16 protein-coding genes and 3 pseudogenes are annotated in these 24,167 nt (G+C 62.2%); 5 read left to right on the forward strand and 14 right to left on the reverse strand.

Translation table 11 applies throughout. The features are described 5' to 3' along the window. Positions 1 to 136 precede the first annotated feature (136 nt). The 3 genes from NCR38_RS28445 to NCR38_RS28455 form a co-directional block, all read right to left on the reverse strand. Positions 137 to 994 carry a PA4780 family RIO1-like protein kinase gene (locus NCR38_RS28445; protein ID WP_250478033.1) on the reverse strand — a complete coding sequence of 286 codons (858 nt, stop codon included), beginning with the start codon at positions 992 to 994 and terminating at the stop codon, positions 137 to 139. A gap of 351 nt (positions 995 to 1,345) precedes the next feature. Continuing rightward, positions 1,346 to 2,296: a LysR substrate-binding domain-containing protein gene (locus NCR38_RS28450; RefSeq protein ID WP_061121632.1), complete on the reverse strand. Its 951-nt coding sequence runs from the start codon at positions 2,294 to 2,296 to the stop codon at positions 1,346 to 1,348. Between the two features lie 25 nt (positions 2,297 to 2,321). Beyond that, positions 2,322 to 3,650, reverse strand: a complete 1,329-nt coding sequence (locus tag NCR38_RS28455; RefSeq protein ID WP_061121631.1) for an MFS transporter — start codon at positions 3,648 to 3,650, stop codon at positions 2,322 to 2,324. Positions 3,651 to 3,910: 260 nt separating this feature from the next. Here NCR38_RS28455 and NCR38_RS28460 point away from each other — a divergent pair, with 260 nt between their 5' ends. Next, the gene (locus NCR38_RS28460) at positions 3,911 to 4,729 is read left to right on the forward strand and encodes a class II aldolase/adducin family protein (RefSeq protein ID WP_061121630.1); all 819 of its coding nucleotides are present in this window, start codon (positions 3,911 to 3,913) and stop codon (positions 4,727 to 4,729) included. 167 nt (positions 4,730 to 4,896) lie between these two features. Here NCR38_RS28460 and NCR38_RS28465 read toward each other — a convergent pair. The 3 genes and pseudogenes from NCR38_RS28465 to NCR38_RS28475 form a co-directional block, all read right to left on the reverse strand. Then, positions 4,897 to 5,127: pseudogene (locus NCR38_RS28465) on the reverse strand (D-amino-acid oxidase); the annotation flags it as partial. Between the two features lie 125 nt (positions 5,128 to 5,252). Continuing rightward, complete coding sequence (locus NCR38_RS28470) at positions 5,253 to 7,145, reverse strand: S41 family peptidase (protein ID WP_061121628.1); 1,893 nt, start codon at positions 7,143 to 7,145, stop codon at positions 5,253 to 5,255. Positions 7,146 to 7,160: 15 nt separating this feature from the next. Further along, on the reverse strand, positions 7,161 to 8,693 hold the full coding sequence (locus tag NCR38_RS28475) for a hypothetical protein (protein WP_250478019.1): 1,533 nt from the start codon (positions 8,691 to 8,693) through the stop codon (positions 7,161 to 7,163). A gap of 178 nt (positions 8,694 to 8,871) precedes the next feature. On the opposite strand from NCR38_RS28475, the gene NCR38_RS28480 reads away from it, so the two are divergent. Then, entirely contained in the window at positions 8,872 to 10,167 is a 1,296-nt protein-coding gene (locus NCR38_RS28480; RefSeq protein ID WP_061121627.1) for a chloride channel protein, read from the forward strand. 134 nt (positions 10,168 to 10,301) lie between these two features. Here the strand turns inward: NCR38_RS28480 and NCR38_RS28485 are convergent. Both NCR38_RS28485 and NCR38_RS28490 read right to left on the reverse strand, forming a co-directional pair. After that, a pseudogene (locus NCR38_RS28485) lies at positions 10,302 to 10,835 on the reverse strand (hypothetical protein); the annotation flags it as partial. A 313-nt stretch (positions 10,836 to 11,148) separates the two neighbouring features. Then, a complete protein-coding gene (locus NCR38_RS28490; RefSeq protein ID WP_086961622.1) occupies positions 11,149 to 11,499 on the reverse strand; it encodes a response regulator transcription factor in 351 nt (116 codons plus the stop codon). Between the two features lie 756 nt (positions 11,500 to 12,255). Between NCR38_RS28490 and NCR38_RS28495 the strand changes: the two genes are divergently transcribed. From NCR38_RS28495 to NCR38_RS28505, 3 genes are read left to right on the forward strand one after another with little or no spacing between them, the layout of a single operon-like run. Continuing rightward, the gene (locus NCR38_RS28495) at positions 12,256 to 15,450 is read left to right on the forward strand and encodes an efflux RND transporter permease subunit (protein WP_061121625.1); all 3,195 of its coding nucleotides are present in this window, start codon (positions 12,256 to 12,258) and stop codon (positions 15,448 to 15,450) included. A gap of 9 nt (positions 15,451 to 15,459) precedes the next feature. Next, on the forward strand, positions 15,460 to 16,611 hold the full coding sequence (locus NCR38_RS28500) for an efflux RND transporter periplasmic adaptor subunit (RefSeq protein ID WP_061121624.1): 1,152 nt from the start codon (positions 15,460 to 15,462) through the stop codon (positions 16,609 to 16,611). Positions 16,612 to 16,624: 13 nt separating this feature from the next. Beyond that, entirely contained in the window at positions 16,625 to 18,085 is a 1,461-nt protein-coding gene (locus NCR38_RS28505) for an efflux transporter outer membrane subunit (protein ID WP_061121623.1), read from the forward strand. A 317-nt stretch (positions 18,086 to 18,402) separates the two neighbouring features. On the opposite strand, the pseudogene NCR38_RS28510 reads toward NCR38_RS28505, so the two are convergent. The 6 genes and pseudogenes from NCR38_RS28510 to NCR38_RS28535 form a co-directional block, all read right to left on the reverse strand. Continuing rightward, positions 18,403 to 18,937 (reverse strand): annotated as a pseudogene (locus NCR38_RS28510) (transposase); the annotation flags it as partial. Between the two features lie 231 nt (positions 18,938 to 19,168). Then, on the reverse strand, positions 19,169 to 20,740 hold the full coding sequence (locus tag NCR38_RS28515) for a UxaA family hydrolase (RefSeq protein ID WP_061121637.1): 1,572 nt from the start codon (positions 20,738 to 20,740) through the stop codon (positions 19,169 to 19,171). Between the two features lie 101 nt (positions 20,741 to 20,841). Continuing rightward, complete coding sequence (locus NCR38_RS28520) at positions 20,842 to 21,537, reverse strand: hypothetical protein (RefSeq protein ID WP_061121620.1); 696 nt, start codon at positions 21,535 to 21,537, stop codon at positions 20,842 to 20,844. A gap of 30 nt (positions 21,538 to 21,567) precedes the next feature. Continuing rightward, entirely contained in the window at positions 21,568 to 22,461 is an 894-nt protein-coding gene (locus NCR38_RS28525) for a fumarylacetoacetate hydrolase family protein (RefSeq protein WP_061121619.1), read from the reverse strand. A gap of 12 nt (positions 22,462 to 22,473) precedes the next feature. Further along, the gene (locus NCR38_RS28530; protein ID WP_250478020.1) at positions 22,474 to 23,277 is read right to left on the reverse strand and encodes a 2-keto-4-pentenoate hydratase; all 804 of its coding nucleotides are present in this window, start codon (positions 23,275 to 23,277) and stop codon (positions 22,474 to 22,476) included. Positions 23,278 to 23,279: 2 nt separating this feature from the next. Next, positions 23,280 to 24,089, reverse strand: a complete 810-nt coding sequence (locus NCR38_RS28535) for an IclR family transcriptional regulator (RefSeq protein WP_061121617.1) — start codon at positions 24,087 to 24,089, stop codon at positions 23,280 to 23,282. Positions 24,090 to 24,167 lie beyond the last annotated feature (78 nt).

Genomic DNA, 24,167 nt, shown 5'->3' on the forward strand with positions numbered 1-24,167 from the left:
TTATTCGACGCCTGCCGACATGCGCGGCGGCACGCACATTTCTGCGGCCGATGGCAGGCATCGAATAAACCTTAACGAGCGGCGACGTCCTCGAAGACCTTCACTTTCGGGCGATCTTCGGGGACATCAAGTACGGTTACCGGCCTGCGCTCAGTTCCTCCTGCCGCCGCACTCGCGCATCTTCCTCAAGACGTGTCGCTTCGAGTTCCTGCAGAACGCCGTCGAGGTCCACAGGACGCGTGTCGGCTTCGATGCGACCGGTCAGTTCGGCCTCGACATGCAGCCGCCCTGCCTCGAAAAGCGCCCAGATCTCCGTCCCATAACTCGCGGTGAGTATTTGCGGTGCAAACCGTCCGAAGTACGCGGCCAGGTTGTCGACGTCTCGCTTGAGCATGGAGGCAGCTTCGTTGTTTCCGGATGCGTCGACGGCCTGCGGCAGATCAATGATCACCGGCCCGTCTGCTGCCAGGAGGATGTTGTATTCCGACAGGTCGCCGTGAATTACGCCCGCGCAGAGCATGCGGACAACCTGGTTCAGCAGCAACGCGTGCAGTTCGAGGGCGCGGGCTTCGGTCAGCTCGACGTCGTTGAGCCGTGGTGCGACGTCACCCACCTCGTCGATCACCAACTCCATCAGCAACACGCCGTCGGTACAAATATAGGGTTGCGGCACGCGCACACCTGCGTTGGCGAGCCGGAACAGCGCGTCCACTTCAGCGTTCTGCCATGACGCTTCCTGCATCTGACGGCCGTAGCGCGTACCTTTTTCCATCGCCCGCAACTGCCGGCTGTTCTTGACCTTGCGACCGTCCCGATACGACGCTGCTTGCCGAAAACTGCGTTGCTTCGCGTCCTTGTAGACCTTGGCGCAACGCGTCGATTCGCCGCAGCGCACGACATAGACTGTCGCCTCCTTGCCGCTCATCAACTGGCCGATGACTTCGTCGATAAATCCTTCTTCGAGAAGCGGCGCAAGCCGTTTGGGCATTTTCATACGATCGTCGCCCGCGGTTCGTGAAACGTGCATTCCACGCGCGTGGATCGTGAATGGCCCGCTAAGGTATGCGAGACCAACAAACCGATGAATCGAGAAGCTGTTGCCGGCGGCCGTAAGCTTTCTACGTGGGAGATGGGTGGAGTCATGCCGGATTATACGGGTGGTCGAGGACGCGCAGGCGAATATCTCCCGGCGACTGCGTAGATGCATTGAGCCGCCTCCAGACAGCTCCCGGCTTGGCACGACAGGCAGCACGCGACCCGTAAGCGACGTTCGCCTCGCAGCCCCTGAGCGTCCGCTTTCTGGTCGAGTACGGCCTATCGAACACCATCGCATGTAGCCCAAGCGTCAAGCGGGGGGAGTTCGCAAACGCCCGTTCTCTTCGCTACATGCAAGTATCACGCGGTATCGCAGCATCTCATCTTCCAGCCACGATGCGAAGGTAGCGAACGGTGCACAGTCGCGCCTCTGTTCTGGAAACATGAGATAGGTCTTCTGCGCATTAATCGCGGCATATCCGCCGATTCGGATCAGTTGGCCGGAAGCAAGTTCCTGTTCGATCAGAACGCGTGGCAGGAGTGCGACCCCAAGTCCCGCGACCGCCGCGCGGATAGCCATGATAAAGAAGTCGAAGAAATGATCGCTACCATCGCGCGCATGTTCAGCCCTTTCCGGTGCGACCGTTTCACTCCACGTCATCCATGCAGCAGGCAAATCGCGCGTGTGGATCCACGGCATGGAAGCGATATCGCAATCGGCATAGTGCTCCGTAAGGGAAGGCGACGCTACCATCCACACTCTATCGTCGGCTAGCAGCACCTTGCTCGCGAGTCCAGGCAACGGCGATTGCTCGAAGTGAATCGCCGCGTCAAAGTTCAGATCCTGAAAGTAGGTCGGTTGATCACGGCCCGTCAGCCGCACCTGAATGTTCGGATGTGCGCAATGAAATCCCGGCAGCCGCGGCACGAGCCATTGAGCGCCGAAGGTCACGCCGACCGCGACGCGCAGCGTCGAACGCTCCCGGTTCGCGACCAGATGCCGGGTGTCTCGGCGAATCTGTTCAAGATTCACCCGTATGCGATGGGCATAGTCGGCGCCGGCATCGGTGAGCACCAGCCTTTGGCTTACGCGCCGGAACAACTCTACGCCGAGACTCGCTTCAAGTTCGTTGACTTTTTTGCAGATGGCGCCGTGCGTCTGTTGCAACTCGGCGGCGGCTTTCGAAAAGCTCTGATGACGCGCCGACGCCTCGAACGCCTGCAATGCCGTCAGGCTGGGAATTCCTCGACGCAATGACACGGGCGGATCTCCATGGAAATTCCGCTCATTTTAGCGCCATGCCTGCGGACGGCACGCGGCGTCGTTCGGGGTCGAGTGCGATCGCTAGCGCGGAGCCGACCGTCATCGCCACGGCGATTGCTATGAATGCGAGCTGGAATGTGCCGGTCGTATCGCGCACCCAGCCGATGAAGTACGGCATCATAAAACCGGACGACACGCCGATGCTCGTGATGAGTGCGATGCCGGCCGCCGCCGCTCGGTCGGTAAGGATACGACTTGGCAATTGCCAGAAAGTGCTGATGCTGCAGAAGCACGCAGAGGTGCCAATCGCGAGCACCGCGACCGTTGCCAGCGGTGACGACAGATATAGTGCGCTCGCGAGCGTCATGGCCGAAAGCATCATCGGCCCTGCGACGTACAGCGCGTGAATACGCTTGTGACTTACGATGCGCCCCCAAACGATCACGCTCACCACTGCTACCGCAAACGGCGCAGACGTGATGAGGCCAATCTGCGTTAGTGAGAGTTGCGAGCCTCCCTTGAAGGTCTTGACTACTTGCGGCAAGAAATAGAGCAGCCCAATGATGCCCGAGTTTATACCGAAGTAAACAATTCCTAGTCCCCACACCTTGAAGTTCGTTAGCGCGCTCCGCGCGTTCCCCGGCTGAATGGCGACCGCCGCGGCTTGTTCTTCGTGTGCGAGCGTCGTGCGAATAGTGTGGCGATCTTCGTCAGACAGACCACGCCAGTCGTGCGGGCCATCGGGCAGGTAGAACCATGCGATCACACCGAGGATGATGGCCGGCAAGCCTTCGAGAAGGATCATCGCGCGCCAGCCGGTTACGCCAAAGACGTTTGCGTGATCCATGATCCAGGTGGAGACCGGCGCGCCGATCATCCCGGTAAGCGGAATCGACATCGTGAAGAGCGACATCATCCAGACACGGTTGCGCGAGGGCATCCACAGTGTGAGGTAGTAGACCATGCCGGGATACAGTCCCGCTTCGAACGCGCCGAGCATAAAGCGCGCAACATAGAGCCATTGAGCGTTCGGCACGAAGCTCGTGAGCGAGGAGAGCAGCCCCCAACTCACGAGTATGCGCGTCATCCAGCGACGCGCCCCGTAGCGATGCATGCACAGGTTGCTCGGCACCTCGCACAGGATATAGCCGAGAAAGAAAAGGCTCGCAGAAAGCCCGTATTGCGCGACCGTCAACCCGAGTTCGGCGTTCATCGTCAACGCCGCATAGCCGACGTTGGCTCGGTCGAGTTGATTGGCGACGTACATTAGCACCATCAGCGGCGCGAGGCGCCACACAATGCGCTTCATCAATTGTGGCGGCAAGGTGCTCTTGAAGTCTGGGGTCTGCATATCAGGTGTCCAGTGCTAGCGTCACGTGCATTTAGCACCGGCCGAATTTCCGTGACAATTCACGAAAAGTATCTCTCCTGTGACGCTTTGGCATGACCTCCTGCCGAGCCTTGTGTCGCGGGCCGTCCGGCACCCCGCTTGACGAAAGCTCACACGACAGTGAGCAAATCGCCATGGACGGCCCGAGTACTGGCGCGACACAATGAGAATCCTGAGGGCTACAGATTCTTTCCCATTACTTTCATTTCCGAAGGTGCCGTATGTGCCTGGCTGACTCGAACGACCACCAAATCCCTACTCCGATCGGTGGCCCGCTTCCAGTGCCCCGTGAGTTTGCCGGCCTGGAGGACGAACGCAGCCATCGCAAGCTTAAGCTCGCGGCGGCCTTCCGTTTGCTCTCGCGCTTTGGACTGACGGAGGGGATCGCTGGGCATGTGACGGTGCGCGATCCCGAGCATCACGACCGGTACTGGGTCAACCAGTACGCGCAGCACTTTTCCACGATTCATCCGGACGACCTCATATGCATCGACGACGCGGGTGTTGTGCATCATGGTACTGGCCCCGTCAATGCGGCGGCGGTCGCGATCCACTGCGGCCTACATCGTGTGAATCATTCGGCAATGGCGGCTGTGCACACCCACACAACTTACGGACGCGCATTTGCGGCACGTGAACGGTTGCTCGCGCCGATCAATCAGGAAGCTTGTTTGTTCTTTGAGAACCACGTTGTCTTCCGCGGAGATATTGTCGTCCTCGCCGCTGACGAGGGTGCGCGCATTGCGCGGACGATGGGCACTTGCAAGGCCGCGATTTTGCTGAACCACGGCTTTCTTACGGTGGGGACCAGTGTGGATTCCGCAGTGTACCGCTTTATTTCGATGGAGCGATGCGCACAAGTTCAGTTGCTCGCCGAGGCAGCCGGCGCGCTCGCTCCCCTCAGCGCCGAGGAAGCACGCGCGACACGCCGACATCTGGCGTCGGACTATGTTGCCTGGTTAGCGTTTCAGGGCTTGTACCGGCAGATACTGCGCGACCACAAAGACTTGCGAGATTATGCGAAGACTTTGCCACAGTAACCAACTGAGCAAAAGTGTCGTCACCGTCGGACGTGAGACAGTCAACAGGCCACGTAGCTAGCGCTGACACATCAGAGAGACTTGGCCAGCGTGCCCTAATCCTGCCCGGGATGCCTCACAGTAATCGGCGTGTCATCGAACACGCTGCTGTCCAGAACGGCATCAGGCTTCGGATAGAGTTCCACGCGCCCATAGCCGGGGACCGCGATCGTATAGCCGCCGTCCAACCTTCGCCTCAGTGCGAAGTTAGGCCCAGAGAAACAGCCTTCGATGACGCCGGGCGCCTCAGCGGTCCGCAGCGCCGTTCCGATCACGTTGATGGCGGGCAGGTCGATGTCATGATGCTGGCAGAACAACGCGCTCCAGGCGCCTGCCGCGAGGACAACAGTGTCCGCTGCTTTCGACTGGACTCCCGTTATCTGCGCCCACTGGACGGTGCGCAATGGATCACTGTCAGCAAGTGAAATCTGGGCGCAAGCGTGATTGCGTCAAATTGCAACCCGCGCTGCGACACATCCACCCCTCACGCCAGCGCAACCCGGCGACGCTGAACCACCGCTCCCGCCTTGCGGCACACCACTTCGAGCCGCTCCCCGGCCGCGGGACGCGGCAGCTTTAAAACCCCATCCCCGATCACTCGCGCCGCATCGAGCGGCCTGCCGTCCACATAAAGTTCAAGCTCGTCGAGCCCGGCCGTCGTCACCGTGAGTTCCGACTTGCCGAGCGTCACGCGAAGGCTCGAATACGGTGCGCCCGCCAGAAACCGCGCGCACCAGTCGATGAGATCGGCGTTGCCGTCGAGCACGTCGCGCCGGGTCATCGCATACGGAATGCCGGCGATGCCGAGGTCTTCGATCGGCACGCCGGCCGCATCGCCGGCACGCACCGCGCGGCGAAATGCCATCGTGAAGCTCACGCCGTCGGGCAGTCGCGGCAGTGCGAAGTCCGTTCCGTCCAGTGCATCGGTCAGGTCATGGCTCGTCCACACGTTCGCGCCGCCCGCGCCGGTCGCCTGGCCCACGCACACGAGCGGCCCGATTTCGTTGTCCACGAAGCCCGCGCAGAAGAGGTCGCCGGACGAGTACGTGTTGGCATCGGCGACGCACACGACCGGCCCGCCATAACGCTGACCGACGTCATCGCACCAGGACGGATCGGTGATCGGCAGCGCCTGCGAGTATCCCTCGCCGGTCGAGATCGCCGATTCGAGCGACGCGATCCACGGTTCGAGCTCCATGCGGTTGAACGCGCTCTTCGCCATCGCGCGCGTCAAGGGCGTGGCAACGAGGCTGAAGCGCGTCGGCTGCACCTTGTTCGGCGTGAAGAGTTGCAAAAGGCGCTCCGCCGCCCAGATCAGGCCGCCAGGATTGCCGCGCACATCGACGATGAGGCCCGTGTCGGGCAACTGTCCGACGAGGCGCGTGACCTCATCAACGAAGGCTTCGTGATCTTCGACATCGAAGCTCCAGATGCGTAGATAGGCGACATCGCCGAGCACTTTGCTCGGGAACGTGCGCGCGGAAAGCGCGTCGGGAAAGCGGGTCTTGATCCAGCCGGCGTCGCGCGCCATCACCGCGCGCAGATGCTCGGCGTTCCATTCCTTGCCCGAGAACATCAGCTTTTTCGCGCGCCGGACCTGTTCCGCCGCCGGATTCACCGCGACGCGCCGCGCGGTATGCGCGCCGGGCCGCACGCCGGTCGCGGGGCGGCCCGGCCAGACGATGCGCCACGGTATGCGCACTTCGCGCCGCGCCCTCGCCGGACCATCGCGAAAACCGATGTCGACCCACATCTCGTCGGGCGGCGGACCGTATTGCAGCGAGCGGAACGTCAGCGATTCGAGCGCGCGCGCGAGCCGCGCATCGGGGCGTCCGCCCGTTTCGCGATCGGCATGGATCGCGACGGCGCGCTCGAACGGTATGCCGTTCCAGGTATCGAGCAGCACGCCCGGCTTGAACGAGGGGTCCTTGATGAGCTTGCTGTGCCCGACTTTCGTGACGAGAAACGAAGGCTCGTCCGTCGAGCCGAACTGTTCGACCAGAAAGGGCAGTTGCGCGACCGCGCCGGCGAGCGACGCCGGGCCGGCATAGAGCGTGTGCGCATCGCGCAGATCGACGACGATTCCCGTCACGATCATATGGAACTCGGCTTCGCTCATGTCGGCGGCGTGCGTGCGCAGCAGTTCTAGCGCCTGCACGGGATCGTTGGCGTAACCCGCGCGCTTCTGATGCAGATGACAGTACGCCCCGGCGATGACCGTCAGAAGCGCATCGACGATGACTTCGCGATCGGCGGCATCGAGCTGATCGCCGGATGCTGCCGGACGCCGCGCGTGAGTCGTCTTCACGAGACCCGCGCGCTCGGCGAGCAGCACGCCCATCTGCGCCTTCAATAACGATGATGTTCTCGTGGCCATGATTCGCTCGCGATGTCACGCATAGAACTTTTCGAGGCCATCGAGCAGGCCGCCGTGGAAGCCGCGTCCGACGAGCGAGGCGAAGAAGGCCGCGTCGTGTGCGAGCGGCTGGATCGGCGGCACGACGATCTCGCCGAGATTCTTCGGCAGCCCGCCGATAGGCAGCTTGCCGAGCGGCATGTCGAGCGCGAGCCGCAGACGAGGCGCTTCGCCCGCCATGCGCGCTGCCGCCGCCGCATTACCGGCGGCATCGATTTCCTTTTTCGGATCGGCGCGGACCTGTTCCAGGCGCGTCAGCACTTGCGCGAAACTCCACGGCTCGGAAGCATTGTCGAGTTTCGTCATCGACAGGACGCGCTTCGTTCCGGCGATTTTCAGTTCGGACGGAAACGTGGCCTTCGCGGCCTTCATGAGCTTCGCATTCCCGTAGCGCGCGCGTGCGCCGATGACCACCAGTTGCACGTCATTCTCGGTGGCGGCGAGCACGGTCGCGAACGGATCGGCGGAAGCCTTGGCCGCGATGACGACCACATCGCCGAGCGCATTCAGCTCAAGGCGTCCGGCCTGCACGTTCCAGGGACCGGCGATCGCGTCGCCGGGTTCGCAGGTGATCATGCGCACGAGATCGAAGGGCGTGAGGTTCCATCGCTCGCGTTTGCTCACCAGCGCGGCGACCTTGATTTCACCGAGCACATTGCGCGTGCCCGATGGCCCCCAGTCGGACCCGACGCACACGCGGATCTTTCTCGCCAGCGCGGACGGCACGCTGGTCGTGCTGCCATAGAGCCAGAGGTTCGAGAACGGCGACCAGACGACCGTGCCGGGATCGGTCCATGCATCGTAATCGCCGGGATTGAGCGCATTCGTGTGAATGGCGACGAAATCCTTCTGCAGGCAGCCGCACTTGCGCGCGCTCTGATACTCGTTGGCGGCGATGGAGCTCACCTGCCCTTCGGCGCAGTGATAGATGAAGCCCGCGCCCGCTTTCATCTGCGCGGATCGTTTCGCGAGGACTTCGGGCTTGACCGTCAATGTGGAGGCTAGCACGCGGTTCGACGAGATGGTTCCGCCGAAGGTCTCATCCTCGACGTTGCGCACCATCCAGCCGTCGAGCGGCCGGTTCTTCGGCGGCGAGCCCTGAATGCTCGTCGTGCCGCCGATGAGCGCGCGCACTTCGGCGTAGGCGAGCGACGCTTCGGGAGCGGCGGTGAGAAGCGCGTAAGCGGGCCAGGTGATGTCGCTTGCATAGGTGCTGGCGGACGGCCACGAGTCGTGATGCAGGAACGGTGTCGTGCGGCCGGGCTGGGTCCAGAGCGGCAGCGTCGCGTAGGCGAGATGGCTGTGAAGATCGACGAAACCGGGCAGCACGAGATCATCGCCCACATCGACGACGGCCGCTTTGTCGAAGCCGCTGCGCGGACCGGCTGCGTTGCCGCGCGTGACGCGCTCGATGCGCCCGTCGTCGCCGATCCACACCTTGCCGGCAAACGTACTCTTCTCGGACGTTCGCGCAAGCGGAACGATGCGGCCGGAAATCACCAGACTCACGCTGCCTCCCGGATATTTTTCGATACCTTATTGTCCCGAGGATAGTGGGCGTTTGCGCATTTCCCAAGAAGATTTCGGGCATCGAAATAAAGCCGTGCATATCTATAATCGATGCATCCGGCGAGGCGCGCGAAATTCAGCCGCGCTACCCTACGCCTTTTTCTGCGAGGTCAGCGCGATGCCGTCATCGACACCGACCGTGAAGCTCATCGTCGTCACCACGCTCGTCGGGCTGGGTGCGGGGCTCGGCGGCATGCTGCTCGCGTTGCTGCTGCACGAAATCCAGCACGTCGCGTTCGGCTACAGCCTCGATGCGCTCACTGGCGGCGAAAGCTTTCTCGTCGGCATCTCGGCCGCGTCGCCGCTGCGCCGTTTCATCGTGCTGACGCTGTGCGGCGTGATCGCGGGCGTCGGCTGGTGGTGTGTGCATCGCTTCGGCAAACCGCTCGTCAGCATCCGCCAGGCCGTCGATTCCGACGATCCGCGCATGCCGCCCGGTAGCACGATCGCGCATGCGCTCCTGCAGATCGTCACCGTGGCGATGGGCTCGCCGCTCGGCCGGGAAGTCGCGCCGCGCGAAATCGGCTCGCTGTGGGCAGGCTGGCTCGCGCACTACGCGAGGCTCACGCCCGCGCAGTCGCGCATCATGGTTGCGTGCGGCGCGGGCGCAGGACTCGCCGCCGTCTATAACGTGCCGCTCGGCGGCGCGGTCTTCGTGCTCGAAGTGCTGCTCTGCACGTTCGATGGCGTCATCGTCGCGGCGGCCTTCACCACCTCCGCAATCGGCGCGATCGTCGCGTGGATCGGGCTCGGCGACGGACATCAGTACCATCTGCCCGCCTTTGCGCTCGATGCACAGATGATCGTCTGGGCGATCGTCATGGGACCGGTGTTCGGCGTGGCCGCGTGGTGCTTCATGACGCTCGCGGGCGCCGCGCGCAAGCACGCGCCGCGCGGCAATGCGCTGCCTGCGCTGGCGGTCCTGAACTTCGCGCTGATCGGCGTGCTCGTCATCTATTTCCCGCAACTCGCGGGCAATGGCCGAGGCCCCGCCGGTCTTTCGTTCGACGATTCGCTCGGCTTCGCGCTCGCCGGCGTGCTGCTGATCCTGAAGGTGACAATCGAAGTCAGTTCGCTGCGCGCGGGCGCGCAAGGCGGCCTGCTCACGCCGAGCCTGACCAACGGCGCGTTGCTCGGCGTGGTCCTTGGCAGCGTGTGGAACGGCATCTGGCCCGGCACGCCGCTCGGCGCGTTCGCGGTGATCGGCGCGGCGGCGTTCCTCGGCCCGGCCATGCAGATGCCGCTGACGGCGCTCGTGCTGATGATCGAGTTCACGCGCTTCAATCACGACTTCCTGATCCCGACGGCGCTGGCCATGGCGGGCGCGTCGCTCGCGTATCGCGCGCTCGCGCGCTCGCGCATCGAACGTCCGTCGACCGCACCTGAACAGACGCTGCGGCGTCTCACCGATTGAGCGCCCGAACATCGCGACGAAGCTGCTGCTCTCACAGTCAAGCTGGTCCGCGACGTATCAGCGGTGATGGCGCCGGCCTCGACGGCCGCATTGAGCGCGAGGATATTGGTCTGAAACGCGATGCCTTCGATCACGCCGATGATGTCGGCCATGTGCGACAAAGCCTGCGCGATGCTCCGCATGGTCGCCACCACATTATTGACCGTGTCGCCGCCCTGAGTCGCGTCGCCGAATGCTTTCGTCGCCGCGTGCGTGCCCTCGGCGGCGTTGTCGGCATTCTTCGCGACGGTGCTCGCGAGTTCTTCCATGCTCGCCGCCGTCTCTTCGTTTCTTCGAGCGATGCGGCCTGCGACTCCGTGCGCTTCGACAGATCGACGGTGCCTTGCGCGATCTCGCTGGCCGCTTCGGCGATCGCCACGCTCGATGACTGAATGCCGAGAACGATCGTGTTCAGACGCGCGCGCGATCGTTTTGAGCGAGACCATCAGGCTGTCGGGGGGTGGCACGCCGATCTTTCGTTTCTTGCTCGCTCGGCACGCATAAACACAGCTGTCCGCGTGCCGTGCCGCCCGGCCCCCGACCGGATTCGCCGACATGCGCGCTGCGTGTGACGAGTTGCTGATCGCGCGGCAGCCGCCAAAGGCTGAGAGCGAGGCGACGGAGAACATAACGCGAGCGCCTGTGATTCCGTTTAAGAATTCTCCGGTAGCGGGCCTGTCGTTGGCTTAAATCGCTAAGCCTCCGGAACGGCTCGCTGCGGCGTACATAGGCACGATGTTCGTGTCACGACTGATCGCACCTGAGCGCGTTGGTATGCTCCAATCATTCCCACTCTGATGCCGACCAACTGAAACCAAAAGCGACCAGACAAGCCCTATATTCATTGGGAGTTCGTGAAAGATGTACGTGGTGGAGAGCTTACATCAAGCATTTCGGACTGCGAAGATGCGAATCCGCAGGATCGCGTCGCGCATACCAATCTTACAGAAGGTTTCGTCCAATGCGTTGTAGGCAATCGGCGACCGCGTATCCATCGACAGGCTTACTGAGAAAACACACGGCGCCTGCGTCGAGCGCCTGACGCCGGGCGTCGTCCGAAGCGAATGCTGTAATAAAAATCAGTGGCAAGCCCGGCTTTAACTCGCGCACCCGTCGTTGAAGTTGCAGGCCGGACATGCCGGGCATGTGAAGATCGGTGACGATGCACGCAAGGCCTTCGAGCGAGTCACCGCTGAGAAACGATTCCGCCGACGGATAGAGGCTGACCTCCCAGCCCAGCGAGCGCAAGAGGCTTGAGGAGGCGACGCGGACAGACTCGTCGTCATCGATCACTGAAACTCTGGATGGCGATAACAAGGACGTTTTCCTCGACGGTGTGTGTGATTGGCGGCACTCGTAGTGGTCCCGCTCCGATGAGGACGAGCTTACGCGGGCGAAGCCGTCCGCGAAAGCATATTAAGGTATAGCGCTGAAGCGACCCAGCTCGTGACCAACTACGCGCGCAGCGCTTCCCTGTCTCGTCGGGCGCTCTCACTTTCAGTCACGAACGTCGCGAACAGTCGAGACGAACCTCAACTCGCGCGTCGGACCTTGATTGTCGACGCATTTACGCAGAGGTGAGCATTCACTCTACCCTTTCCCAGTCAGGGAGAAGTCGGTCAATACAGACCCTGGTCGCGGCGAAACTACGTGCAATGGGCTGACGGAATTCATTTCTGGCTAACGTCTGCGTGGGATCCCCCAGATTGGCTCAGCACTCAAATCAGTGCAGCGGGACGTGGCATAGGTGGAGGTTCAAACGCTCCAGATCTGCGCCTGTACTGCCTTTCCGACCCTATACGGAGAGATGAGAACGCCGAATGCAAGTCTGATGGCGCAGAGCGTTCCAAGATCGTATCGTGAGTCCATTCGGAGGAGGTGCGCCGAAAGGGCCGCCTCTCGCCATGCGAGCTAAGTTCGCGCGTCGCCCGATGCGCTCCCCGGGCGCCTTCATTCGGAAAGGATGCATCGGACCAACGGCAAAACTGCGCTGGACTTTGCTGCAATCGCGCGTCTACCGCTCGCCCACCTTTCAAACGGACCAGCACCATGTGGATTGTCAAACTGGCCCTGCGACGGCCCTATACGTTCATCGTTCTCGCGGTGCTCCTCTTCATTTTGGGGCCGCTCGCGATCCTGCGCACGCCCACCGACATCTTTCCGAACATCGACATTCCGGTCGTCAGCATCGTCTGGTCGTACAACGGCTTCTCGGCGGAAGACATGGCCAAGCGCATCACATCGAACTACGAGCGCGCGCTGACCACCGATGTGGACGATATCGAGCACATCGAATCGCAAGCGCTCAACGGCGTTTCTGTCGTGAAGATCTTTTTTCATCCGGGCGCGGATATCAATCGCGCCATTGCGCAGGCGGCGTCCAATTCGGCATCGATTCTTCGCGTGCTGCCGCCGGGCACGCTACCGCCGAACATCATCACGTACAACGCTTCGACCGTTCCGGTGCTGCAGCTCGGTCTTTCCAGCAAGACGCTGCCCGAACAGACGCTTTACGATCTCGGCAACAGCTTCATCCGCACTCAACTCGCAACGGTTCAGGGCGCCGCCGTGCCCTTGCCTTACGGCGGCAAGATCCGTCAGATCATGGTCGAGCTGGATCCGGCAAAGCTGCAGGCGAAAGGCCTTGCGCCCGTCGACGTGGTCAATGCGGTCAACGCGCAGAATCTGATACTGCCGGGCGGGACCGCGAAGATCGGCACGCGCGAATACAACGTCGAGATGAACGGCAGCACGCAGACCGTCGCGGCATTGAACGACCTGCCGATCAAGACCGCGAAGGGCGACGTCATCTATGTGCGCGACGTCGCGCATGTGATAGACGGCTTCGCACCTCAGACCAACATCGTGCGGTCCGACGGCAAGCGCGCGGCGCTGCTTCAGGTCGAGAAGACCGGCAGCGCATCGACGCTGACGATCATCGGTCAGGTCAAGGCCATGCTTCCCAAAATCGCAGCCGGCCTCCCCAAGGCGCTCAAGATCACGCCGCTCTCCGATCAGTCCGTATTCGTGAAGTCCGCGATCTCGGGAGTCGTGCGGGAGGCACTGATCGCGGCCTGCCTCACCGCCGTGATGATCCTGCTGTTCCTCGGGAGCTGGCGCGCGACGCTCATCATCGCGGTGTCGATTCCGCTCGCGGTGCTTACATCGCTGATCGCGCTAAGTGCGCTCGGTCAGACGCTCAACATCATGACGCTCGGCGGGCTTGCGCTCGCGGTCGGCATTCTCGTCGACGATGCGACCGTGGCAATCGAGAACATCACGCATCATCTTGAGAACGGTGAGCCGCTGCACGGCGCGATCCTTAATGGGTCCGGCGAGATCGCAGTGCCGACCTTCGTCTCGACGCTTTCAATCTGCATCGTCTTCGTGCCGATGTTCCTGCTTTCGGGCGTCGCGCGCTATCTCTTCGTGCCGCTCGCCGAAGCCGTGATCTTCGCGATGTGCGCGTCGTACTTCTTTTCGCGCACGCTCATTCCGACGCTGGCGATGTATCTGATGCGCGCGCCATCGAAAACGAGCAAGGCGGTGCGTGGCATCGGCGGTGCACTGACGCGCTTCCAGTCGGCGTTCGAAAATCGCTTTGAAGCTTTACGCGCACGCTATCGAGACGTGCTGCAACGGGCCATCGACAACCGACGCCGCTTCGTGCCGCTCTGGATCGCGCTGTGCCTCGCATCTCTCGTGCTGGTGCCATTCGAAGGACGCGACTTCTTCCCGTCCGTCGATACCGGCGAGATTCGCCTGCATCTGCGCGCGCCAACCGGAACGCGCATCGAAGAGACAGCGCGCATCACCGATGAGGTAGAAGCGAAAATCCGCAGCTTAATTCCCGCGAACGAACAGGCCGCAGTGCTCGACAACATCGGCGTGCCGGTGAGCGGCATCAACCTGACATACGATTCGTCGGACCCGATCGGCCCCGAAGACGCTGACATCCTTATCACGCTCGCGCCGAAACACCAGCCGACCGAGCTGTACGTCTCGAAGCTGCGAAATGTGCTGAATGCTTCGTTTCCCGGTGTGAGCTTCGCTTTCCTGCCCGCGGATATCGTCAGCCAGATTCTCAATTTCGGCCTGCCCGCGCCGATCGACGTGCAGATCGTCGGCAACAGGCTCGATGAGAACCGCGCGGTCGCGAATCGTCTGCTCGATGAAATGCGCGGCGTGCGGGGTCTCGTCGATGCGCGCATTCAGCAACCTGGCGACGAACCGACCATCAACGTGAACGTCGATCGAACGAAGGCCATGCAGGCGGGGCTCACACAGCGCGACGTCGCACAGAACCTGCTGATCGCGTTAAGCGGCAGCTCGCAGACGACGCCAAACTTTTGGCTTGATCCGAAGAACGGCGTGAGTTATCCGCTGATGGCGGAAGTGCCGCAATGGGACATTCATTCCTTGCAATCGCTCGCGAACATCCCGGTTACGACCAAGAACGTGTCGCTCAATCCGCAGAATCAACTCGGCACGCTCGGCACCACCTCGCGCAGCGAGCAGGAGGCCGTAGTCTCACACTACAACGTGCAGCCCGTGCTGGATATCTTCGCGTCGACGCAGTATCGCGATCTCGGCGGCGTCGCCGCGGACGTGACCAAGCTCGTCGACGCCGAGCGCGCGCACCTGCCGCCCGGCTCGTCTATCGTGATTCGCGGTCAGGTGCAGTCGATGAGCGAATCGTTCAGTGGCCTGGGCCTCGGGCTCGTATTTGCCATTGCCCTCGTCTATCTGCTGATGGTCGTGAATTTTCAGTCGTGGATCGATCCGCTCATTATCATCAGCGGCCTGCCGGGTTCGATGGCGGGCATCGCCTGGATGCTCTTCGTCACGCAGACGACGCTCTCCGTGCCCGCGCTTACCGGCGCAATCCTGTGCATCGGCATTGCGACGGCAAACAGCATTCTCGTCATCAATACCGCGCGCGACGCACTGCTCGGCGGCGCGCCACCGCTCGCCGCCGCGCTCGATGCCGGCTTCAACCGATTCCGCCCCGTGCTGATGACCGCGCTCGCCATGTTGATCGGCATGATGCCGATGGCACTCGGCCTCGGCGACGGCGGCGAACAGAACGCGCCGCTCGGCCGCGCAGTGATTGGCGGCCTCGCCATCGGCACCCTGTCCACGCTCATATTCGTGCCGGTGGTGTTCGGCATGGTGCACGGCTGGCTGGCGAAGCGTCGCACGAACCGGCCCGGATCTGCCGAACTCCCCCCAAGCATCGAATGAGGACCTCGAATGGAATCGCCCACTCCCACGCGGCTGCGCCCGATCCCTGCCGCGATCGCCGGACTCGTCGCGATCATGCTCGTCGCCGGCATCATGCCCCGGCTGCATGCGCGCGCCGCGCAGACACATCAGATTGACGAGCAGCGCGAGCCGATCGTCTCGACGATCTCGCCGAAGCAGGCGCCCGCGACGCAGGAACTGCTTCTGCCCGCATCCGTGATGCCCTGGGCCGATGCTTCGATCTATGCACGCACAAGCGGCTATGTGCGGCAGTGGTACGCGGACATCGGCACGCACGTGAAGGCCGGACAGCTCCTTGCGAGCATTGAGACGCCCGAGCTCGACGCGCATCTTCAGCAAGCCCGCGCCGATGCTGCGATGGCAGAAGCCGACTATCGCTTCGCGAGCAGCACGGCCTCGCGCTGGCAGACGATGCTTCAGACGCAATCCGTCTCGCAGCAGGACGCCGATGCGAAGACCAGCGACAGCGACGCGAAGCGCGCCGCGTTGCAGTCGAAGCAGGCGGATGTCACGCAGCTTCAGGAGATGGTGTCGTACCAGAAAGTGACCGCGCCATTCGATGGCGTGATCACCGTGCGCAACATTGACATCGGCTCGCTCGTGACGGCGGGCGGCGCGCCGGGCCTGGCAGGCATGCGCGGAGAGTTGATGCATATCGAGCAGACGGACCGCCTGCGCGTCTTCGCCGATGTGCCTCAGGACGATGCGGCAAGCGTGCAGCCGGGCGCTGCGGTCTATCTCACGTCGCAGCAATATCCGGGGCGCCGTTTCACGGCGACCATCGCGCGCAGCGCAGGCGCGATCGATCCTGTGAGCCGCACGTTGCACGTCGAGGCCGATATCGACAACCGGGATGGTGCGCTGATGCCGGGCGCCTACGCGGAGCTTCATCTCTCGCTTCCGAACTCCTCGCCCGGACTCCAGCTTCCGGCGAGCGCGCTCCTGTTCCGGCCCGCTGGCGTGACCGTCGCGGTACTGGGCAGCGACGGCAAGGCAAAGCTGAAGCAGGTCACCATCGGACGTGACTTCGGAGTCTATGTCGAGATCGCGACGGGACTCCAGCCGGCCGATCGCGTGATAGACAACCCAGGCGATTCGATTCGCGACGGCGAAGCCCTTCGTACGAACAGCAAAACGTAAGTGGACACACATCATGCTCGATCTCTCTGCGGCGCCCTTCCGCGCGGTGCTTGCCGTGTGCCTCGCAGGCACCTTAGGCGCCTGCTCTACACTGCCACGCTACAGTGCGCCTGCTGTCGACGTTCCCGCGCACTATTCAGCCGCCCAGCCGTCGGCCGGGTGGACGGTCGCGTCACCCGGCGATAGTACGCCGCGCGGCCCCTGGTGGACCGTATTCGGTGACCGCGAGCTCGACCAGCTTGAAGAGCGGGTCGATGTTTCGAACGAAACCGTGAAGAAGGCAGTCGCGCAATTGGAGGCAGCACGCGCGATCGTAGCTTATCAGCGTGCGGGCTACGCACCGACGGTGAGCGCAGGCGTTTCACAGGAGCGCTTTCGCACGTCGCAGAATCTTCAGCATCGGGCTCTCGCGGGAAAGACGATTCCCGACTATTCGGCGGGGCTTGTCACCAGCTGGGAGCCCGATCTCTTCGGCCGGGTGAAGGACGCCACCGCGCAGGCCAGCGCCAGCTCGCAGGCAGGCCAGGCTGATCTCGAAGCCGTGCGGCTATCGGTCACGAGCGAACTCGCCGCCGATTACTTCGAGTTACGTTCGCTCGATCGTCAGAAGCAGTTGCTCAACGACACTGTGACCGCCTACGGGTCCTCGCTGGGCATCCTCCAGCAGCAGCTTGACGATGGCGCCGTCGATGCCTCCGCCGTCGCGCAGGCGCAAACTCAACTCGAAAGCGCCCGCACGCAGGACAGCGACATCGACGTGAGGCGCACGCACATGCAGGACGCCATCGCGACGCTGTGCGGCGTGCCGGCGTCTTCGTTCACTCTTCCGTCCAAGACGTGGTCGATCACACTCCCGGACATTCCGGCAGGAGTGCCGTCCGAACTGCTTGAACGCCGCCCCGACATAGCCGCGGCAGAGCGCCGGGTCGCGGCCGCCAATGCGCAGATTGGTGTTGAACGTGCGGCCTTTTATCCCGATCTCACGCTTACGGCATCGGCGGGACTGGAGAGTACATTTTTCGCGCCGTGGCTCACAGCATCGAGTCTGTTCTGGTCGCTCGGGTCTCAACTGACGGGCACGCTATTCGACGGCGGCCGCCGCGAGGCCACGCTCGCCAAGGCGAACGCTCAATACGAAGGAGCCGTCGCCGATTACCGGCAGACGGTACTCACGGCCTTTCAGGAAGTCGAGGACAGCCTCAACACGCTGAACACACTGGCGCAGGAGGCGCAGAGCCAGCAGCGAGCGACGGCCGCCGCCGAGCTCTCACTGAGGCTCGCGACGAACCGCTATCACGCGGGGGCAGTTGACTATCTGGAGGTCGCCAGCGCGCAGACCATCGCGCTCGAAAACCAGCGCAACGGCGAGACGATCGACGCGCGCCGACTGAATGCTAGCGTTCAACTGCTCAAGGCGCTAGGAGGCGGCTGGGATCGCACGGCGCTGCGCGACCCGGAGACCGCAAAGCGATAACACCGTTGTAAATACAGCTTTGCGACGTGAGACCGACGAAGGCCGCGAACTGTCGTGACCTCGAGCGCGCACTCATTGGACTTCGCAGTCGTCTTAGGCTGTCCGGGAGGCGTATTGGCCACCTAGTATCAATAAGGCAGGGCGTTTGCCAAGCGTCTCCGACGGTGCAAACCCCCAATTAGTAAATTGGCGCGCCCTACGCCGAGTTGCCACTCATCGATCAGCGGGGGTCATATACCAAAGAATGACACGGCTGTATCGACGGCGGATGGCGCGAAGTTCCGGAGCTACGATTCGTTCACCGGCAGGCTCGCCGGCTCTCGATCGGCCCGGTCCAGCTCATCCTTATAGCGGGCAATGCTTTGTTCCAGTTGCTCCATGCGAGCCGGAAGCTTGCGGCCGGCAAAGTTCTTGTCACGGTTGTTGACCGCCCTAAATTTGCTGCCGTCGATAGCAACGGTCGCGTCTGCGAATAGCTTCAACCGGCGGCAAAGCAACACGACTCGCGACAGACTTTGCAGATCGCAACGCCGTTGTCCTTCCGAAAGTCCGCGATGGTCTTGAAGTCAGGCGCCAGCCGGCCTGTCAACCAGATCAGTTCGAGATTCCGTCGCGCATCCCGCTCAAGGCGGCGACTCGATTGAATTCGATTCAAGTACCCGTAGATGTAAAGCTTGAGCAAGGTCGACGGATGATATGCCGGTCTGCCCACCAACGAGGGCGAGGCTCGCTCGAAGCCAAGACCTATCAGGTCAAGCTCCGTACGGCGTTATCGGCATCGACGTAATCGTCGGGACACTCAGGTAGCAGTGCAACTTGATCTCGCGCCGCGCCTTCAATAAATCGCTTCATGGGCCACCGTCGAAAGACCCGTTGACTAACTATAGGCAACCAACGCGTTTTTATACAGCCTCGACCCCAAGCAGACCTTCGATCCGGCGAGTGTCGAGCGGCGGATGTCCGATGCATAGCCGCCCTCCAACTGCGCTCCCTCGCATAGACGCGCCTGCCTAGGAAAGGCCTGCGGCGAAGACCGCTACCTGGTTAGCAGAATCAAGATTGTCAATTGATGTTGATGCGCGCTCACATGATTGCACTAATCTGCCAAGGTACGAATTCGTTCTGTCCATAGCCGTGCCGCTCACTGCGAGAACGGGTCCCCGAGGCGACATCTAGCAGCAATTCGAAAAGGACTCGACCCAGTTGCTCGATCGTCGCTCGTCCTTCCAACACTTCTCCGCAGTTCAGGTCTATATCATCGGACTGTCGTTGCCACAGAGCCGTGTTGGTCGCGAGCTTGACCGACGGCGTGGGCGCGCAGCCGTAAGCTGAACCACGCCCCGTGGTGAAGCAGATCAGGTTCGCACCGCCTGCTACCTGGCCCGTTGCCGACACTGGGTCGTAGCCCGGCGTGTCCATAAAAACAAGGCCACGCGCCGTGATCGGCTGGGCGTACTCGTACACTTCGGTCAAATTGGTGGAACCGGCTTTCGCGATGCCTCCCAGCGATTTTTCAAGAACGGTCGTCAAGCCACCTGCCTTGTTGCCCGCAGACGGATTGTTGTTGATCTGCGCCCCTTGCCGATGCGCATAGGCTTCCCACCACTTGATGCGATCAATCAGCTTCCGGCCCACCTCGGGCGTTTCGGCGCGGCGCGTCAGTAAGTGCTCCGCGCCATAGATTTCGGGCGTCTCCGAGAGAATCGCGGTGCCGCCGTGTTGCACCAGCAGATCGACGGCAGCGCCGAGCACCGGATTGGCGGTAATGCCCGAATACCCGTCGGACCCTCCGCATTGGAGACCGACTGTGAGATGACTTGCACTGACCGACTCTCGCCTTACGTTGTTTGCTTCTGGCAACATGCGCCGAACCAGTTCTATTCCCTTCGCGATCGTCAAGGTGGTCCCACCGCTGTCTTGAATCGTGAACGTTCGCAAGCGGTCGTGTTCTCGGAGTCCCTGCGTCTCCAGAAGTCGCGGGATTTGATTCGTTTCACAACCGAGACCCACGACCAGCACGCTTGCGAAGTTCGGATGGCATGCATAGCCGCCGAGCGTGCGCTGCAAAATCGCAAGACCGTCGCCCTCCGAATCGATTGCGCAACCGGAACCGTGTGTGAGCGCCACGACGCCATCAACATTCGGGAACGCGGCTAGTTCCTCTGGATGAATGTCGCGGCGAAAATGATCAGCAATGGCTCGCGCAACCGTGGCCGAGCAATTTACCGAGGTAAGGATCCCGATGTAGTTGCGTGTGGCAACTCGGCCGTCTGCGCGCACAATGCCTTGAAATGTTGCGGGCTCGTTCGAGCGTACAGTCTGACGCGCGGCCTGACCGAACGCGTAGTCCCGCGCAAAGTCGCCCATAGCGAGGTTGTGGGTGTGTACATGCTGCCCCGCGCGAATCGGCTGACTGGCAAAGCCGATTACCTGGCCATAGCGGTGCACCGCCTCACCCTGCCCGATGTCCCGTGTCGCCACTTTGTGCCCGGGCGGGATCAGTCCTGAGACTGTCACCGCTTCCTTGTCAATCACCGTACCGGACACAAGCTGTTCGAGTGCGATAACGACATCGTCGGCAGGATTGAGCCGTATGACACGAGCCGACATCGACGCGGCGGATCGGGCGGACGTGTCGGCAATATTCAACGACATGGCACTACTCCTACGTTTCTCACGGTAACAGCGGGTCGCGCCTAGCCACATGGGGCTCGCGAGACGCGCCGTGAAGCGGTTGACAGACGACGTTTAACCGCTTAGCCAGCGCTCCAGGGTGTTTTGCAGCGCGTGTACTCGAGTTGATAAAGCGTCGTGTCCGGCGTTGTTGCGCCGGGCCGGGGCAATGCCGCCAGTCCCGAAACGAAGCGGTCCACGGCTGAACGCGCATAGTCCGCCCGGCACCCTTCGACTAACACGATCCACGTGGGTACCTGCGTGCCTTCTGAGCGCGCCTTCTTCTCCGCCGTTTCCACCTTGCTGACCGCTTCGTCAGCAAGGCACAGGTGCACGCCCGTGATACCTGGCAGATCCACGAGCGGCGGCAGCACGCGCTGACGCAAACCCTTCACGACCTCTGCCCGGGCATCCGAAGGCACGTCGAAGCGCACCGTCATGAGATAGGCACCCTGCCCAACGCCGTCCGAATAGGCGACGTGACAGATCGAGCGTGCGACGCTCCGGAAAGAGGCGACGACCTGCTTGGTCCACGGCGTCGGCGTATTCAGCCGAGAAAGGTAGTCTTGCGCGCCGAGCACCTCGACGGTGTCGGCCTCGTACAGATTGAAGTACTCCGGACCTGCATCCATTGCTATGAAGCGCCGACCGCGCCTGAACCCAGGGATGCCCGCTCGTTCGGGCATGTGCTCGCGGTTGTGCCACTCGTAAAAATCATCTTTCGCTTCCGGCAGCAGGTCATGCCAGATTGCGACGACGCCCGTTCCAGCAAGGCTCATATCTCCTCCCTTTTTAAAAATAGAATCGTCTTACAGTGCCGATGGATATTCGCCGCGGCCCCAGGCCGCGCCAAGAGACTCTGCGTACTGCACGACCTTTTGGGTCTGCGCGCCGAGTCCGCTGCCGCCGAGCGTCATGGTGTCGCCGGGTTTGAGAAAGACTGGCGGCTTCTGACCGAGGCCTACGCCGGGAGGCGTGCCCGTAATGACCACGTCGCCAGCCATCAAAGGCATGAAGCGGCTGAGATACGCCACGATATGCGCGACGTTGAAAATCATCGTGCGCGTGTTGCCGGTCTGACGGCGCGTACCGTTCACGTCGAGCCACAGGTCGAGCGCCTGCGGATCGGGAACTTCGTCGCGCGTCACGAGCCACGGACCAAGCGGAGCGAACGAAAATCCGCTCTTACCCTTGGTCCACTGGCCTTCGCGTTCGAGCTGATAGGCGCGTTCGGAAACATCATTCGCGAGGCAGTAGCCCGCCACGTGCTCCAGCGCGTCGGCTTCGTCGATTTGCCACGCGGGTTTGCCGATCACCACGCCGAGCTCCACCTCCCAATCCAGCTTTTGTGCGTCTGAGGGCAAGACGACCGGGTCGTTGGGGCCGCTGATGGAGCCCGTGTGCTTGTTGAACACCACAGGCTCGAGCGGTATCGGCGTGTCGGTTTCAGCAGCATGATCGGAGTAGTTCAGACCAATGCACACGAGATTACGGACATTGCCGACGCAAGCGCCGAGACGCGTCCCTGCCTTAACGACAGGTAAACGACTCAGATCCAGTTCGCTCAGCTTTGCAAGGCCGACTGGTGAGACGGTCGTTCCGTCAATGTCGTTCACGATGCCGGTAAGATCGCGGATCGCGCCGCTCGAATCGATGATACCGGGGTGCTCTTGACCAGGCGGGCCGAAACGGACGAGACGCATCTAGTACTCCTCTCAAAACAGTAAAGTAAGTGGTAATGTGCCGAGCTCGCCGAAGCCGATACGCAGCTCGCGACCGACTGGCAATTCCAGAACGCCCGCGTAAGACCCGGTGATTACGGCTTGGCCTGCGTACAGTCCGAGGCCGCGGACGCGAACGAAATTGGCGAGCCATACGATCGGCGCGAGCACGCCCCGATCGGGGTGGCGTCCCGCCAAGGTGACCGCTTCTTCCCCGACTCCGCTCAGACTGACGTTGAATTCCGCGGGGAGATCAGCCGGCGTGGCGCCATCGAGGAGCCTAACGCGGGGTCCGAGAACCAGGCCCGCGTTAAACAGCCCGTCTGCCAGTAGTTCAGGGAACGTCAGCTCTTCGGGATGCGCATAGCGGCTGCCCAGCAGTTCGAGCGCGACGTGCGTGTCCCCAAGAGCGTCGAGCACTTCGGCTTCGCCATAGGCTTCACGCCGTGGCGGCAGATCGCGGTCCAGTAGGCAGGCCAGTTCTGGTTCTGCCCTTACAGAGCCACGCGGAGACCCGCGCATGCGACATGCAAGGCCTCGATGAATATCAGCGTCGTAGATCGGAGCGGCGATGACTTTGCCCGGGCGCGGAAGCGCGCATTTCCATGCGCCAGTCCGCCGCCCTAGTTGTCGGCTGACCTCTTGCTGGATCGCGAAACCGTCGTCCACATTCGCAGGCTGTAGCTCGACGGGCAGTCTCTCGACGAGCGCGCCTTTTTGGCGCGCTGTCACAAGAAGGCGTGCTGCCTGTTCGCGCGGACTGGCGATTGCCTCGGCGGCCTGTGCTGGGGCTGTCATCTTCAAGCCGCCTCACTTACGTTAGCCTCAACGCTCCGGCGCGGCCATACCGCACCTAGCTTCGAAGCCGCTTCTTTCAACAACGTGTAGAAGTCGTCATAACGCTCGGGCTGAACGCGCATTACGGGTCCAGCAATGCTCATCGTGCCGACCACCGTACCGTCGGTCAACGACTGCACGGGCACCGCCAACGCGGCAACGCCAGGCTCGGCTTCTTCTACAACAAGCCCATAGCCGCGCTGCCGAGTCAGTTCCAACTCCGGAATCAACTGCTCGACGCCGGTGATCGCCTTAGGGCCAGAGGCGCGGGTGGCTGCTTTTCCGAGTCCCCCGCGCAATGCATATTCGACCGCCCGGTCGTTTGGCATCGACGCCAGCCACACCTTGCCGTTCGCCGTTGTATGCAAGGTAATCGGGCTATCCATTGACGGCGAATACATGAGGCCCGGTGCCGCGCCTTGGGAGGACGCCAGCCACGCGAGCGTCCCTTCGCTGACTACGGTCAGGCGAACCAATTCTCGGCATTGCGCGGCCACCTCATCGAGGATCGGCTGCACCAGGCCCGGCAGGCCAAGCCCATGCAAATACCGCTGACCGAGCAGGGACAACTTCAGAGTCAGACGGTATTGGGATGTGTGTTCATCCTGTTCAGCCCAGCCCTGCTCGCACAACTGCGCAAGCACTCGATGGGCGGGGCCCTTCTCCAACTCGAGCTCGGCGGCGATGTCGGACATTCGCATCCAGCGCGCCTCACGTGCGAGCAACTCGATCGCTTGCAGCGACCGGTCAACTGCTCCCTTGACAACTCTCATGATTTGCGTAACATCCTTCCTATTGGAACGGTGTTACAACAATAGACCAGCAACACCGGAAAGTCAATCACCCATGGA

The sequence above is a fragment of the Caballeronia sp. INML1 genome (genome assembly GCF_023631085.1).
GTDB lineage: Bacteria > Pseudomonadota > Gammaproteobacteria > Burkholderiales > Burkholderiaceae > Caballeronia > Caballeronia turbans.